The 14,810-nt window shown below is 73.2% G+C and carries 5 protein-coding genes; 4 read left to right on the forward strand and 1 reads right to left on the reverse strand.

Translation table 11 applies throughout. The annotated features are described in order from the left end of the window. The first annotated feature begins 23 nt into the window (after positions 1-23). Both EES42_RS29895 and EES42_RS29900 read left to right on the forward strand, forming a co-directional pair. On the forward strand, positions 24-10,928 hold the full coding sequence (locus EES42_RS29895) for a non-ribosomal peptide synthetase (RefSeq protein ID WP_124721391.1): 10,905 nt from the start codon (positions 24-26) through the stop codon (positions 10,926-10,928). After that, complete coding sequence (locus EES42_RS29900; RefSeq protein WP_124721392.1) at positions 10,915-12,615, forward strand: ABC transporter ATP-binding protein; 1,701 nt, start codon at positions 10,915-10,917, stop codon at positions 12,613-12,615. The genes EES42_RS29895 and EES42_RS29900 overlap by 14 nt, the downstream gene beginning before the upstream one ends. A 48-nt stretch (positions 12,616-12,663) precedes the next feature. Here the strand turns inward: EES42_RS29900 and EES42_RS29905 are convergent, their stop codons facing one another. After that, complete coding sequence (locus EES42_RS29905) at positions 12,664-13,749, reverse strand: alpha/beta hydrolase-fold protein (RefSeq protein ID WP_124721393.1); 1,086 nt, start codon at positions 13,747-13,749, stop codon at positions 12,664-12,666. A gap of 171 nt (positions 13,750-13,920) precedes the next feature. On the opposite strand from EES42_RS29905, the gene EES42_RS29910 reads away from it, so the two are divergent. After that, the gene (locus EES42_RS29910) at positions 13,921-14,130 is read left to right on the forward strand and encodes an MbtH family protein (protein WP_124721394.1); all 210 of its coding nucleotides are present in this window, start codon (positions 13,921-13,923) and stop codon (positions 14,128-14,130) included. Positions 14,131-14,349: 219 nt separating this feature from the next. Further along, positions 14,350-14,808 (forward strand): GNAT family N-acetyltransferase, encoded by a 459-nt coding sequence (locus EES42_RS29915; RefSeq protein WP_241196653.1) that lies wholly within the window; start codon positions 14,350-14,352, stop codon positions 14,806-14,808. Positions 14,809-14,810: the final 2 nt, after the last annotated feature.

The raw sequence follows: 14,810 nt of genomic DNA on the forward strand, positions 1-14,810 counted from the left end.
CCTGGAAGGATGCTGAGTCGTCGATGATGGAACCGAGCGCCCCTCGCGTGCTGCTCTCTCCCGCCCGCCTGACCGCCGTACGCCGGCGGGCCGGCGACTACGGTGACCGGACCATAGCCGGAGCGTGCGCCATCGCACTGGCGTACTGGGCGACCGGCGCCGCCCCCGAGGGCCTTGACCTCACCCCGGGCACGCAGTTCACCGACGTGCTCGGCTGGGTCGACAACGGCGGTGCCGGCAGCGCGGGCTGGGAGGCCGGTGAGGACGGCCGGAGCATCACCGTCCCGGCCGGCGCGGTCCTCGCCGACGCACAGCTAGCACTGGACGACCTGGCCGACTTCCCGGACCGGCCCGTCGGCACCATCGGCCCGTCCGGCCCGGCGGCGCGGATCGAAGCCCTGGCCGAGTGGAACGACACCCGGGCCGACCGGGCCCGCCCGACCGTCGTGGAGATGTTCCGCGAACAGGCCCGCAGCAGGCCGGACGCCGTCGCGGTCGTCGATGAGCGCCGCTCATTGACCTACCGTCAAGTGGATGAGTATTCCGCCCAGTTGGCCCACCATCTGATCTCGCGCGGACTCGGTGCCGAGCAGGTCGTCGGGATCTCGCTGGGCCGCTCGGCCGAGATGGTCGTCGGGCTCCTCGCCGTGCTGCGGGCGAAGGGCGCGTTCGTGCCGCTCGACCCGCAGTGGCCTGCCGCGCGCCGCGCCGTCGTCGTCGAGGACGCCCGCGTCGTACTGCAGCTCGACGACTCGGGCGAGCGCGGCCAGGGCGAACCCGACGCCGTGGCCGTCGATCTCGGCGACTGGAAGTTCGGCGAACACCCGGCCGAGGGTCCGGAGGCGGACATCCCCGGTACGGCCCTGGCCTATGTGATCTTCACGTCCGGTTCGACCGGGCGGCCCAAGGGCGCCATGATCCGGCACGAGGCGATCAGCGAGCGCCTGCTGTGGCAGGTCGAGGAGATCCTCGGCTTCGGCCACGACGACGCCTCGCTGTTCAAGGCGCCGCTCTCCTTCGACATCTCCATCAACGAGATCTTCCTGCCGCTGGTGTCCGGCGGCCGGCTGGTGATCCTGCGGCCCGGCGGCGAACGCGACCCGCACCACCTGCTGAGCGTGATCGCCGAGCACCGGGTCACCTTCACCTACCTGGTCTCGTCGATGCTGGACGTACTCCTGGAGATCGCGGGCGACTCCGGCTGCCTGGACAGCCTGCGCCACGTGTGGTGCGGCGGCGAGGTGCTGACCCCCGAGCTGTACGAGCGGTTCCGCACCCAGCTCGACATCCCGCTGTACCACGGCTACGGCCCGGCCGAGACGACCATCGGCGTCTCCCACGTCATCTACCGGGGCGAGGCCGAACGGCTGTCGACATCGATCGGCAGGGCCAACCCCAACACCCAGCTGTACGTCCTCGACGACGAGCTGCGCCCGGTGCCGGTCGGGGTCGGCGGCGAGCTGTACGCGGGCGGGCTCCTCCTGGGGCGCGGCTACGTCAACGCACCCGGCCTGACGGCGTCCCGGTTCGTGGCGAACCCCTTCGCCTCCGACGGGTCCAGGCTGTACCGGACCGGTGACCTGGCCCGGTTCGCCCCGGACGGATCGCTGGACTTCCTCGGCCGCGCCGACAACCAGGTCAAGATCCGCGGCATGCGGCTGGAGATCGAGGACGTCGAGGCCGGCCTCGCGGAACACCCCGGGGTGCGGCACACCTGCGTCGTCGCGAAGAAGAACACCGCGGGCGGCACCTACCTGGTGGGGTACGTGATCCCCGCCGCCGGTCACGAGGACCTGCGGGCGGACGACGTCAAGGCGTGGGCCGCCGGGCACATGGTCGAGTACATGGTGCCCGCCCACCTCGTCGTGATGCCGGAGTTCCCGCTCACCGCGAACGGCAAGCTCGACCGGGGAGCCCTGCCGGAGCCCGTGATCGGCACCGGCTCCGTAGTGGCGCCCGTCACCGAGAACGAACGGGCGGTGTGCGCGGCCGTCGCGTCGGTGCTGCGGCTCGAACAGGCCGGTGTCGACCAGGACTTCTTCCAGCTCGGCGGCGACAGCATCCTGGCCATCTCGCTGCTCGGCGCACTGCGGGACGCCGGGCTCTACGTCACCGCGCGGCAGATCTTCACGCACAGCGCCCTCGGGGCGCTGGCCGCGGTGGCGAGCCGCGAGGACGTCTCCGCCGCGGACCACGGCGATGTCGCGACCGGCCCCGTCGTGGGATCGCCGATCGTGCAGTGGCTCGGCCGGACCACCGACGCCATCGACGGCTTCGTGCAGTCCGTCGTGCTCAACACCCCGGCGGAGCTGACCGCCGAGGCGCTCGACGAGATCCTCGCCGCGCTGCTGGGGCGGCACTACATGCTCCGTGCCGAACTGGTGCGGGGCGAGCGCTGGGGCTTCGAGATCCCGGAGGCCGGCCGGGCCGTCGTGGGGTGGCAGGAGAGCGACCGCCCGGTTCAGGAGTGTGTCGCGCTCGCCACCGAGGGGCTCGACCCGGACCACGGCGTGATGCTGCGTGCGGTGTGGCGCCGCGAGGCGCGGCAGCTGGTCCTGGTCGCCCACCATGTCGTGATCGACGGTGTGTCCTGGCGGATCCTGATGGACGACCTGGCCACGGCATGGGGCCGGTACGTCTCGGGCGCCCCGGTCGAACTGCCGCGGGTGGGCACGTCGTTCAGGCGTTGGACCCAGTTGCTGGAACGCGCGGACTTCGACGCGGACCGCACTCACTTCGAGCGGCCGCTGCCGGGCGCGGACGCCCCGCTGGGCAGACGTGCGCTCACCGGGGCCGACACCGTCGCCCGGGAGCGGACCAGGACCGTCGGCATCGGGCCCGGGGACACGGCCGCGCTGCTGGGCGCCGTCCCCGCGAGGTTCCATGCGGGCGTCAACGACGTACTGCTCACCGCGCTCGCCGTCACCCTCGCCCGGTGGCGCCGCGACCGCGGCCAGGACCAGACCTTCGCCCACATCGAGCTGGAGGGACACGGCCGCGAGGGAGGCGTCGTGGCCGAGGCCGTCGGCTTCGAGCCCGAACTGTCCCGTACCGTCGGCTGGTTCACCACACTGTTCCCGGTCACCGTGGACCCCGGCACGGCGGCCGACCTCACCGAACCCGCGTACCTGGCCACCGCCCTCAAGGCGGTCAAGGAGGACCTCGCCCGGGTGCCGGGCAACGGCATCTCCTACGGCGTCCTGCACCACCTGACCGGGGCCGGGCCGACCACCCCCGCACCGCAGGTGCTCTTCAACTACCTCGGACGCTTCGACGCGGGCGTCGGCGGCGACTGGCAACTCGCTCACGCCACCGGGCAGTTGGGTGAGAGGCGCGATCCGAGGATGCGGCTGCCGCGCGCCCTGGAGTTCAACGCGATCGCCGAACCCGGCGCCGACGGCGAGTACCGGCTGGTCACCACCATCTCCTGGCCCGAGGGGATGTTCACCGACGAGGACATCACCACCCTCGGCCGGTACTTCCGGTCCGCCCTGACCACCCTGGCCGCGCTCGAAGAGGGCGGCCACACCCCCAGCGACTTCCCGCTGGTGGAGCTCACCCAGGCCGACGTCGACGACCTGGACGGCCCGGCGCTGCGCGACGTTCTGCCGCTGACGCCGCTCCAGGAGGGCCTGTACTTCCACTCGGTCTTCGACGACGACGCGACCGGCAGCTACGTCGAACAGCAACTGCTGACGCTGGACGGCGACGTGGACGCCGGCCGGCTCGCGGCGGCGGCCACCCGGCTGCTCACGCTGTACCCCAACCTGGCCGCCCGGTTCACCGCCCTCGCGGACGGCCGGGTCGTCTCCGTGCTCGAAAGCGGCACGGCGGCGCCGTTCACCACACTGGACCGCCCCGCCATCACCGACGACGAGATCCGCGAGCACGCCGAGCGGGACCGCCGCGCCGGATTCGACCTGGCCACCGGGCCGTTGATGCGGTACACGCTCATCCGCGCCGGCTCCGGGCACAACGTACTGGTGCAGACCGTGCACCACATCATCGCCGACGGCTGGTCCGTACCGCCGATGCTCCGCGCGCTGCTGGCCGAGTACCATGCGCCGGGCACCGTGTACCCCATCGGCGGCTACCGCGACTACGTGAGCTGGCTCGCCGGACGCGACCAGGAAGAGAGCGACCGGGTGTGGCGCGGCGAACTCGCCGGACTGCCCGGCCCCTCGCTGGTCGCCGAGGGGCACACCCCCTCCGAACGGTTCGCCGACGTCGCCGTCGAGCCCGCCGACGACATCGACGCCGCCGCACGGTCGGCCGGGGTGCCCCTGAGCGTGGCCGTGCACAGCGCGTGGGCGCTGACCCTGGGCGGCATCCTGCGCACCCGCGACGTCGTCTTCGGCTCCACCGTCTCCGGACGTGACGCGGAACTGCCCGGCATCGGGGACATGGTGGGCCTGTTCATCAACACCGTTCCCGTGCGCGCCCGGTGGTCCGACGGAACCACGGCGCGCGAACTGCTGGCCACGGTGAGGGAACACCAGAGCACGGTGCTGGCGCACCAGCACGTCTCACTGGCCAGGATCGGCCGGCAGGCCGGCACCGGCTCCCTCTTCGACACCCTGGTGGTCTTCGACGTCGCGACCGACGTGGCCGCGCTCCGCGGCGACGACGACACCCTGACCATCAGCGGGATCGTCAACGAGGGTGCCCCGCACTACCCGTTGACGCTGGTGGTGGAGCGCACGCCCGACGGCAGGCCGCGCTTCAACCTGATCTACGACGGTGAGCTGCTGCGCGAGGCGGGCGCCGAGGCGATCCTGCGCACCTTCGGCGAGACCCTCACCGGTCTGCTGGACCGCCCGGACGCCCCGGCCGGTGCCCCGGCCCCGGACGCCGTCCGGAGCCCGGCACCGGTCGCCCCGGCGACCCTGGGCGAGCTGTTCGACGCCGCCGCAGACCGCGATCCGGGGGCCACCGCCGTCACCCAGTGCGCCCTGGACGGTGCCACCCGGTCCCTGACCTACGGCGAACTGGCCGACGCCAGGAACGAGTTGGCGGCGGTCCTGCGCGCGGCGGGGGCCGGCCCCGGCAAGCGGGTCGCCGTCGCCGTCCCGCGCTCCGTGGAGCAGGTCGTCGCCCTGGTCGCGACCGTCACCGCGGGCGGCGCGTACGTGCCGCTGGACCTGGCGTACCCGGACGAGCGGCTGGAGTACATCCTCGCCGACGCCGCCCCACAGGTCGTGCTCGTGGACCGGGAACAGCGGGACCGCTTCACCCGGCTGCTGGCCCGCGCGGACGTGAAGGCCCTGGTGCTCGTCCAGGGGGACGAGCTGCCGCGGGTCACCACCGGGCCCGGCGCCGCCCCGCACGACCCCGCGTACGTGATCTACACCTCCGGCTCGACCGGACGGCCCAAGGGCGTGGCCGTCCCGCACTCCGCGGTGGTGACGCTCCTCGCCAACACCGCCCCCGACATGGGCTTCGGCCCGGACGACGTATGGGTCCAGTTCCACTCCTTCTCCTTCGACTTCGCGGTCTGGGAGCTGTGGGGCGCCCTGGTGCACGGCGGCGAGCTGCTGGTGCCCGAGTACGCGCTGACCCGTTCCCCGGTCGACTTCCACCGGCTGGTCCGCGAGCGCGGGGTGACCGTCCTCAACCAGACCCCGTCGGCGTTCCACCGGTTCATCGAGGCCGACCGGCACGCCGGTGAACCGGTCACCGCGCTGCGCCGGATCATCTTCGGCGGCGAGGCGCTGGACCTCGGGCGGCTGCGCGGCTGGGTCGAGCGGTACGGCACCGGATCACCCGAGCTGGTCAACATGTACGGCATCACCGAGACCACCGTCCATGTCACCCACCGGGTGCTGACCGACGAGGACTTCGCCCCCGGTGACGACGTCAGCCCGATCGGCGGTCCGGTCCCCGGCCTGGTCGTCCATCTGCTCGACGACCGGCTGCGGCCGGTGCCGCCGGGCCGGGTCGGCGCCATCTACGTCGCCGGTGACCAGGTCTCGCTCGGCTACCTGGGCCGGCCGGGACTCACCGCGGGCCGGTTCGTGGCGGACCCGTTCGCGTCCGACGGCTCACGCATGTACCACACGGGGGACCTCGCCCGCCGCACGCTCGACGGGGAGCTGGAGTTCACCGGCCGGGCCGACGACCAGGTGCAGCTCAACGGCTTCCGCATCGAACTGGGCGAAGTGGAGTCCGCGGTCCGGGAACTCGACGGCGTCGTCGACGCGGCCGTCACCGTGGCGGACGACGGCGACCACCTCGTCGCACACGTCGTGGGCCGGGTGCCCGACGACCTCACTGGCCTGCTGGCCGCCAGGCTGCCCGTCCACATGGTGCCGGGCCGGGTGCTGCCGGTCGACGCCCTGCCGCTGACGGTCAACGGCAAGCTGGACCGCAAGGCACTGGCCGAACGCGCCGCCGGGGACGGTACGCCACCGGCCGCACCGGACACCGCACCGGTGGCCGCGGCCGACACCGCGCTCACCGCGCTGACCGGCATCTTCACCGAGACGCTGCCAGGCGTCACCGTGGACGCCGACACCGACTTCTTCGGCGCCGGGGGCGACAGCATCGTCGCCATCACCGTGATCAACCGGGCCAGGGCGCTCGGCCTGCCGATCGCACCGCGCGACGTGTTCCTGCTGAAGACACCGCGCGCCCTCGCCGCCCACCTGGGCACGCGCACCCCGCGGACGGCGGTGCCCGCGGCGTCCCACCGCGAGGACGGCCCGCTGCCGGCGACCCCGATCGTCCTGCGCCTGCGTGAACTGGGCGGATCGCTCGACCGGTTCGCCCAGGCCCGGGCGGTGGCGGTGGCCGACGGCATCGGTCTCGCCGACGTCCGGCGCGCCGCCGACGCCGTCGTGGCCGCGCACCCGGTGCTCCGGCTGCGGCTGGGTACCGAGCACGGCGTGTGGGCGCTGCGCACCGAACCCGCCCGCGAGGTCACCGTCGTACCGTCCGACGCCGCCGACGCGACGGCCGCGGCGAACGAGGCGGCCGGACGGCTCGACCCCGAAGCCGGGGACGTCATCGCGTTCTCCTGGCTGGCGGCCAGCCGGACCCTGGTCGTCACCGTGCACCACCTCGCCGTCGACGCGGTGTCCTGGCTGATCCTCCTCGACGACCTGACCACCGCGATGAGCGGCACGCCCCTGGCACCGCCGACCACGCCGTACGCCGAGTACGCCGAGGCGCTGGCCGTCCGGTCCGCCCAGGAGACCGACGGCCTCGGCCACTGGATCACCGCACTCGGCGCGCCCGCACCGCTGCCCGTGGCCCGGGGCCTGCGCGCGACCACGGCCGTACTCGACCCCCGGGCGAGCGACCTGGTGACCCGCACCGCCCCCGCCGCACTCGGCGTGGGCCTCACCGAATTGCTCTGCGGCGCGCTGCGCACCGCGCTGACCCGCGTCCAGCCCACCCCCACCGATCTCGCGATCGACCTGGAGCGGCACGGCCGGGTCCCGGCCCTGGAACACCACGACTACACCCGTACCGTCGGCTGGTTCACCGCCATCGCACCGGTGCGGCTGACCGCGCACACCGACCCCGTCGCGGCGGCGCGCGAGGTCGCCGAACGCCAGCCGGACGAGTCCGGGCACGTCGCCTACGGCCGGCTCAGGTACCTCAACCCGCAGACGGCCCCGCTGCTGACCGCCCGCCCGCAGGTGCTGTTCAACTACCTCGGCCGGGGCGGCGAGTCCGGGGCCCTGCGCCTCACCGGCGGCGAACAGGACAGCCCGTACGCCGTCGAGGTCAACGCCTGGACCGACGACACCACCGGAAGCCTGCACGCGGAGTTCACCCTCGCCGAGGGCATACCCGACGAGATCGCCGGGCACTGGCTCGGCGCCCTGGAGCACATCGCGGACGCCTCCGCGACGGCCGAGCGCACGGCACCGGTCACCCCGCTCCAGCGGGGCCTGTTCTTCCAGGCCCAGCTGGCCGGCCCGGCCGGACACTACGTCGCGCAGAGCTGGTTCACCTTCGACCGGCGCCTGGACGCCGACGCACTGGCCGAGGCGATGGCGTACGTGATCGGCCGCCACCCGGCCGTGGGCGCGGGCTTCACCACCGACGACGACGGAAACCCGGTCCAGGTCCTCGGGGCGGACCGGCGGGTCGGCGTCCGTACCGTCGAACTCGCCACGGACGCCGAGGCCGAGGCGCTGCGCGTCCGCGACCGCGAGTCGGGCTTCGACCCGGGCGAGCCGCCGCTGATCCGGCTGACCGTGGTGCGGCTGCCCGACGGCCGGGACGGCCTGCTGCTCAGCTACCACCTGCTGCTCTGGGACGGCTGGTCCCGCGAGATCGTGCTGCGGGACCTGTTCGACGCGTACGAGGCCGTCCTGGCGGGCGAACCGCCGGTCGCGGCTCCGGCCGTGCCGGGCTTCGAGGAGTACGCCCGGGCGCTCGACGCCAAGGACCCCGAGGTGTCGAACCGCTTCTGGGCGGAACATCTGGGCGGCCTGTCCGGTCCGACCCTGCTCGCCGGACCGGCCCCGGCCCTCTCCGACGCGCTGCCGCGCGCCCTCACGCACACGATGTCCGCCGAACTCTCCGATCTGCTGCGGGAGGCGGCCAGGGTGCACGGCGTCACCCTGAACTCGGTGCTGACCGGCGCGTTCGGCCTGCTGCTCGGTGCCCGCACGGGCCGTGGTGACGCGGTGTTCGGCGTGACCGTCTCGGGCCGGGAGGGCGAGGGCCACGACGGGATCGTCGGCGTGCTGCTCAACACGGTGCCGATGTGGACACGGGCCCGGCCCGACGACACGGTCGGCGGGTACCTGACCGCCGTACAGGCGGCCCGGGTCGAGGCGATGGAGCACGAGCACCTGGGGCTCGGCGAGATCCAGCGGGCCGGCGGCCACGACACCCTGTTCGACAACCTGTTCGTGCTCCAGAACTTCCTGGACCTGGACGCCTTCGCCGAGATGAACGCCCGGCACGGCATCACCTCGGTGCGGGCCGACGACTCCACGCACTACCCGTTCACCTGGGTCGTCACGCCCGGCGACCGGCTCACGGTCAAGCTGGAGCACCGCGACGACGACCCCGATGGCGCCCGCCGTCTCCTCGACGAGTACCTGCGGGTGCTGGAGGACCTGGCCCGGTCCACGGGCCGGCTGGGCGCGCTGCCGGGACCTGCCCCGGCCCCCGGGCCCGCCGTACGCACCGACATCGGCACCGACACCGTCGTCGACCGCTTCGACCGGGCGGCGGACCGCGATCCGCAGCGGGTCGCGGTCGTCGCCGACGGCTCGGCGCTGACCTTCGCCCGGCTCCAGGAACGCAGCCGGGCGGTGGCGGGGGTGCTCGCCGCGCGCGGCATCGGCCCCGAGACGGCCGTGGGCCTCGCGATCCCGCGTTCCCTCGACTCGATCGTGGCGCTCTTCGCCGTGCTGCGCGTCGGCGCCGCCTACGTACCGCTGGAACTGGACCACCCGGACGAGCGGATCGCGGCGATCGTCGCGGACGCCCGGCCCGAGGTGATCCTCACCGTGAGCGCGGTGTCGCCCCGGCTGAGCGGCGACCTGATCGAGCTGGACCGCCCGCTGCCCGCGGCCGATCCGTACGTGACGTTCGCGCCGGACGACCCGGACCGCCTGCGGCACCCCGCGTACACGATCTACACCTCCGGCTCGACCGGGAAGCCCAAGGGCGTGGTGACCGAGTACGCCGGGCTCACCAACATGCTGATCAACCACCAGCGGCGGATCTTCGAACCGGTCCTCGCCGACCACGGCCACCGGGTCTTCCGCATCGCCCACACCGTGTCGTTCGCGTTCGACATGTCGTGGGAGGAACTGCTGTGGCTCGCCGACGGCCACGAGGTCCACATCTGCGACGAGGAACTGCGCCGCGACGCCCCCCGGCTCGTCGAGTACTGCCGGGAGCACGCGATCGACGTCATCAACGTGACCCCGACCTACGCCCAGCAACTGGTGGCCGAGGGCCTGCTCGACAACCCGGAACGGCGCCCGGCACTGGTGCTGCTGGGCGGCGAGGCCGTCACCCCGACGCTCTGGCAGCGGCTCGCCGGGACCGAGGGGACGGTCGGCTACAACCTGTACGGGCCGACCGAGTACACCATCAACACTCTCGGCGTCGGCACCTTCGAATGCCAGGACCCGGTGGTGGGCGTGGCGATCGACAACACCGAGGTGTACGTACTGGACCCGTGGCTGCGACCGCTGCCCGACGGAGTCCCCGGCGAGCTGTACGTGTCGGGCATCGGCATCGCGCGCGGCTACCTCGGGCAGAGCGCCCAGACCGCGCACCGCTTCGTCGCCTGCCCGTTCGGCGCCCCCGGCGAGCGCATGTACCGCACCGGGGACCTGGTGACCCGCCGGGCCGACGGGAACCTGACCTATCTGGGCCGCACCGACCAGCAGGTCAAGATCCGCGGGCACCGGGTCGAACCCGGCGAGGTCGAGGCGGTGTTCGCGGCGCATCCGGCGGTGCGTTTCGCCGCCGCGGTCGCCCAGCCCGACCCGCAGGTCGACGGCGCGTACCGGCTGGCCGCCTATCTCGTACTGGACGGCGCCGACCTGGCACGGGTCGCCGGCGAAGTGGGCGCGGCCCTGCCGGACTTCCTGCGCCCGACGCACTACGCCCAGGTCGACAGCATCCCGCTGACCGTGAACGGGAAGGCCGACACCAAGGCACTCCCGGAGGCCAGGCCGCTCGGCGCGCTGACCACGGCCGGCGAACGCGGCCCGGAGACCGGGACCGAGACCGTGGTCTGCGAGTACTTCGCCGAGGCACTCGACCTGGACGACGACGAGGTGAGCGCGGTGAGCGACTTCGTGTCCCTCGGCGGGCACTCCATGCTGGCGGTGCGGCTGACCGGGCTGCTCCGCCGGGAATACGGTCCTGTGATCACGATCCGTGATCTGTTCACCCTGCGAACCCCGGAAGCGATTGCCCGCCACCTTGATGAAAACTCCTGACACGCAGCGCCCCCGGCCGGGGGCGGAGATCCTGCGGACCGCGCTGCGCCGCAATGTGGGCCCCATGGTCCGGGGCACCGTCCTCATGGGCCTGTACCAGGCGGGGGAGACGGCCTTCCCCATCGCGCTCGGCCTGATCGTCGAGCACACGATGCAGGACCGCAGCCTCGGTGCGCTCGGTCTGTCGATCGGCGCGCTGGCCGTGATCATCACGACGGTCTCGCTGTCGTGGCGGTTCGGCATGCGGGTCCTGCAGAAGGCCAACACGACCGAGGCGCACCGCTGGCGGGTGCGGGTGGCCGCCTGCGGGCTCCAGCCGGTGGCCAGGGACATCGACCTGAAGTCCGGCGAAGTGCTGACCATCGCCACCGAGGACGCCGACCAGACCGCCGACATCATCGAGGTGGTGCCGCTGCTGATCAGCTCCCTGGTCGCGGTGGTGGTCGCCGCGGTCGCGCTGAGCCTGGCCGACATCAGGCTCGGCCTGCTGGTGGTCGTGGGGACCTTCGCGATCCTGTCGGTCCTGGCCGTGATGTCGAAGCGGATCGGCGCCAGCACCCGCGAACAGCAGGCCAGGGTGGCGAGGGCGGGCGCGAAGGTCGCCGACCTGATCACCGGCCTGCGCCCGCTGCACGGCTTCGGCGGCAACCACGCCGCCTTCGGCTCCTACCGGAGGGTCAGCACGGACGCGAAGCACCAGGCGATCACCGTCGCCCGGGTGAACGGCACCTACGCGGGCACCGCCCTGGCCCTCAACGCGGTCCTCGCCGCCGCCGTGTCCCTGACGGCGGGCTGGCTGGCGTTCGCCGGCCGGATCACCATCGGGGAACTCGTCATGGCCGTGGGCCTCGCGCAGTTCATCATCGAACCGCTCAAGATGTTCTCGGAGATGCCCAAGTACGTGATGATGGCGCGCGCTTCGGCCGAACGGATGGCTCTGGTGCTCTCCGCGCCGCCGGTGACGGCCCCGGGTCCGCGGCGCCCGGCGGCGGGCGGCGGCCTGGCGGTCGACGGCGTCCGGTACGGGGGCCTGAGCGGGCTCAAGTTCGAGGTGGCCGCCGGGGAGTTCGTGGCGATCGCCGCCTACCAGCCGCGCGCGGCGGCCGACCTGGCGTCGGTCCTCGCGGTGAACGTCGCGCCCGACGCGTACGAGGGAGTGGTGCGGGTCGGCGGGCAGGCGATGGCGGACCTGTCGGTCGAGGCGGTCCGCGAGCACCTGCTGGTGAATCCGTACGACGGGGAGATCTTCGCGGGCACGCTCCGCACCAACATCGACCCGTCGGGAACGAGCCGGACGATCCCCGAGGCCGTCGAGGCGTCCATGCTCACCGATGTCGTCGCCCTGCACCGCGACGGTCTCGACTACGCGGTCCGCGACCGCGGGGCGAACCTCTCCGGAGGACAGCGGCAGCGGCTGTCCCTGGCCCGCGCCCTGGCCGCCGACTCCGACGTGCTGGTCCTGCACAACCCGACGACGGCCGTCGACGCGGTCACCGAGCAGCTCATCGCCCGCAATGTCGCGAAGCTGCGCCGAGGCCGTACCACGGTGGTGCTCACCAGCAGCCCGGCCCTCCTGGACGCCGCGGACCGGGTGCTCGTCCTGGACGAGGGCGTCATCACCGCCGAGGACACCCACCGCAACCTCCTGGCCGGCGACGAGAACTACTGCCTGGCCGTGGCCCGTTGAGAGGCCGGTGCCGGGGACGTGCCTCCGGTGCGTCCCCGGCACCGCCGCTCAGGCGAGAGCCCAGGCGACGTCCCTGAGCAGGGCGTGGCGCCAGCCCGCCCGGTCGTGGTCCGAGGCCGACCGCGACACCCGTACCGTCGCACCGGCCCGTTCGGTCAGCGCCTCGGTCAGTTCGCAGTGTGGCAGCATCCGCGTCTCGTGCTCCCCGACGTCGAACGCGCAGCGCAGACCGGACAGGTCGGGGCTGCTCCGCAGCCGGTCGGCGACGGCGCCGCCGACCGGTCCGCCCAACGGGTCCGGCCGGTCCTCCGCGCCCGGCGCCCACCAGAAGGACGGCGACTGGCAGGCGACCCGCGAGACCAGGTCCGGGAACTCCAGCGCCGCGTACAGCGCGCTCAGCCCGCCCAGACTCTGCCCGGCCACCACCAGCCGGGTGGGGTCGGCCGGTACGCCGGACTCCGCGACCAGCGGCAGCAGTTCGTCCCGGACCGCCTCCCACAGCTCGGGCCTGCACCCGAATTCGGCCTGCCGGTCCTTGGCCGGGAGGAAGACCAGGGTGACGGGCGGCATCCCGCCGCCGGCGGCGGCCGAGTCGAACGCGGTCATCGCCGGGTGCAGATGCAGCCAGTCGTCCCCGTCGAGCAGCAGGACCAACGGCCCGCCGCCGCCCACCGGGTGGACGCGCACGGTGCGCCGCCCGCCGAGCCGCTCGCTCGCCCAGCGGAGCCGGGTGCGGGGGAGCGGCAGTACGTCGTCGGCGCCCACGGCCGGCCAGTGCGGCTGGGCCGGGGCGTCCGGGGTCGCGGCGATGGAACGGTCGCCGCCGGCCCCGACCGGGTTGAACGGGTCGGCGCAGGCCGCGCCGCCCGCGATGAACCGGTAGGTCACCCGCAGCCGCGCGGGCATGCGCACCTCGGCGTACCAGCAGTCCGTGCCGGCCCACCGGCGCAGGGGGACCGGCTGCGACCAGCTCTCGAAGTCGATGAGGGCCTCGCTGCCGCGCCAGAGGAACAGGGTCCGCCAGCCGCCGCCTTCGGCAGGTACCGACACGGGGGTCCGGGCCGCCGCCCAGAACTCGTCGGTGCCGGGTTCGCCGGGCAGTCCGAACCCGGCGAAGGGGCTCACCAGGTGCATCGGCGTCTCCTTGTGAGAGGGAAGGGGAAGAGGTTAGGCTCAGATCGTATTAGGTGAGCCTAACCTAATGACTTGGCTCCCTCCATCTCCGATCCCGCCCGCAGCCGAGCCCTGACGCACACTCACGACGCCGCCGTCACCGGCCCGTCGGCCCCGAGGAGGCCCCGACACATGAGCACCAATCCTTTCGACGACCCCGAAGGCCGTTTCCTGGTCCTGGTGAACGACGAGGGACAGCACTCGCTCTGGCCCTCCTTCGCCGAGGTGCCCGGCGGCTGGACGATCGCCTTCGACGAGAACGGCCGAGAAGCCTGCCTCGACTACATCGAGACCCACTGGACCGATCTGCGCCCCCGGTCCCTCGCGGCGGCCACCGACTGAACCGGCACCGCGACGAGCAGATCTCCGATCGTGAATCGAGTCCCGGGCGTGAATCGAGTCCCGGGCATGAATCGAGTCCGGGGCGTGAACCGAGTCCCGGCCGTGAGCCGGGTTCCGGTCGTGAACCGAGTGAGGAAAGTCTTGATCACGGCCACGCCGCGGCACGCTCCGTCGCGCCAGGCTCCGCTGCCCCCCGCGCTCCCCGTAGCGACGCACTCCGTGCGTCCCGCCCGTGCGGAGGACGCTGCCGAACTCGCCGTACTGTCACGGCCCTTCGTGCGTTCGGGGGCGTTGCGGGAGCGGCCCGCCCCGCTCTACGCCGTCCACGCGGCCGACTTCCTCGTGGCGCAGGCTCCGGGGTGCCCCGTCGAGGGTGCCGTCGGCCTGCGGGTGTACCCGGCGGGCCCCGGGGAGGAGCGCGGTGCCGTGGGTGTTCTGTACAACTTCTGCGTGGCCGGGCACCGGCAGGGGTACGGAGTGGGCGCCGGGCTCCTGCGCGCCGCGCTGGCCACGGCGCGCGCCCGGTCGCTCGGCGCCCTGTTCACGGCGACGACCGGCGGCGGCGACCTGTTCGTCCAGTACGGTTTCGCGCCCACGGCCGCGCGTTCGGCGCCCACGTCCTGGGTGGAGTCCCTGGACCCCCGTCGCAACGCGAGGATTCTCTCTACGGTCCTCTGACC

It is taken from the genome of Streptomyces sp. ADI95-17 (genome assembly GCF_003846175.1).
GTDB lineage: Bacteria > Actinomycetota > Actinomycetes > Streptomycetales > Streptomycetaceae > Streptomyces > Streptomyces sanglieri.

Coding starts and splice junctions, on each gene's coding strand:
- EES42_RS29910 (WP_124721394.1), top strand. CDS start 13,921: ATGAGCACCAATCCTTTCGACGACCCCGAAGGCCGTTTCCTGGTCCTG.
- EES42_RS29895 (WP_124721391.1), top strand. CDS start 24: ATGATGGAACCGAGCGCCCCTCGCGTGCTGCTCTCTCCCGCCCGCCTG.
- EES42_RS29905 (WP_124721393.1), bottom strand. CDS start 13,749: ATGCACCTGGTGAGCCCCTTCGCCGGGTTCGGACTGCCCGGCGAACCC.
- EES42_RS29900 (WP_124721392.1), top strand. CDS start 10,915: ATGAAAACTCCTGACACGCAGCGCCCCCGGCCGGGGGCGGAGATCCTG.